This is a genomic window from Uniformispora flossi (assembly GCF_049534875.1).
Lineage (GTDB): Bacteria > Actinomycetota > Actinomycetes > Streptomycetales > Streptomycetaceae > Yinghuangia > Yinghuangia aomiensis.
In genome coordinates, this window is the sequence record NZ_JBMULZ010000053.1 from 1 (window position 1) to 1,282 (window position 1,282).

At 69.8% G+C, this 1,282-nt stretch carries 2 protein-coding genes; both read left to right on the plus strand.

Going from position 1 to position 1,282, the window contains the following annotated elements:
* Positions 1–67: 67 nt before the first annotated feature.
* Positions 68–376 (plus strand): transposase, encoded by a 309-nt coding sequence (locus ACPA54_RS39000; RefSeq protein WP_423537289.1) that lies wholly within the window; start codon positions 68–70, stop codon positions 374–376.
* A complete protein-coding gene (locus tag ACPA54_RS39005; protein ID WP_423537291.1) occupies positions 373–1,242 on the plus strand; it encodes an IS3 family transposase in 870 nt (289 codons plus the stop codon). Before ACPA54_RS39000 ends, ACPA54_RS39005 begins: the two co-directional genes overlap by 4 nt.
* Positions 1,243–1,282 lie beyond the last annotated feature (40 nt).

Below are 1,282 nucleotides of genomic sequence, written 5' to 3' on the forward strand. Positions count from 1 at the left end.
TGGGCTTGATTCGCTTTGACGGACACCCTGGCTGAGGGGCTGCGGCCCTTTCGGGAGGATGTCCATCATGGAGAGCATGGGGAAGAAGAAGCCTCGGCCTCGCCGCTCGTTCACGCCGGAGTTCAAAGCCGAGATCGTCGCGTTGTGCCGGCAGGGCGACAGGTCGGTGGGCCAGGTCGCGAAGGACTTCGACCTGACCGAGACCGCGGTGCGGGACTGGGTGAAACAGGCCGAGGTCGACGCGGGCGAACGCGACGGCCTGACGTCGTCCGAGCGCGAGGAACTCGCGCGGCTTCGCCGGGAGAACACCCGGCTGCGCCAGGACGTGGACATCCTCAAGCGGGCCACGGCTTTCTTCGCGAACGAGACCCGGTGACGGTGCACCCGTTCATCGAGGCGGAGAAAACCGCAGGTCACAGCGTCAAACGCGCGTGTGAACTGCTGCAGGTCTCCCGTGCCGCCTACTACCACCGCCGGACCGCGGCCCCCTCGCCCCGCGCGGTCCGCGACGCGGAGCTCACCGAGCAGATCACGACCGTCCACAAGCAATCGCGCGGCAGCTACGGCGTCCCGCGCGTCCACGCCGTCCTGGTCCGCGGCGGCGCCCGGGTCGGGCGCCGCCGCATCGCCCGCCTGATGCGGCAGGCCGGACTGGCAGGCCGGCACCGCAGACGCGGCCGCCGCACCACCGTCCCGGACCCGCACGCCGCAGCCCGCCCGGACCTGGTCGGGCGTGACTTCACCCCCGGCCCGGCGCCGGCGACGCGGTGGTGCGGCGACATCACCTACCTGCCGACCGCGCAGGGCTGGCTGTTCCTGGCGACCGTCATCGACATCGCCACCCGCAAAGTCGTCGGCTGGGCCACCGCGGACCACCTGCGCACCGACCTGGTCGCCGACGCGCTGCGCGACGCCGTGCGCAAACAGCGCCCAACCCGCGGGACGATCTTCCACTCGGACCGCGGCTGCCAATACACCAGTCGCGAATTCGCCTTGCTGGCAGGCGGGTTCGGAATCCGCCTGTCCATCGGACGCACGGGCCAGTGCTGGGACAACGCACTCGCCGAGTCGTTCTTCGCCACCTTGAAGAGCGATCTCGGGGCCGTCCTGCCCTGGCCGACACGCGCTGCCGCCCGCAGCGATGTCTTCGAGTACATCGAAGGCTGGTACAACATCCGCAGGCTCCACAGCAGCCTCGGCTACCGCACACCCGTCGAATACGAAGCCGCACTCGCGGCCTGACCACCACAACGACGGTGTCCGTCAAATCGGATCAAGCTCA

Bases quoted from the DNA above. Each gene is read 5' to 3' on its own strand.
- ACPA54_RS39000 (WP_423537289.1), top strand. From the start codon at position 68: ATGGAGAGCATGGGGAAGAAGAAGCCTCGGCCTCGCCGCTCGTTCACG.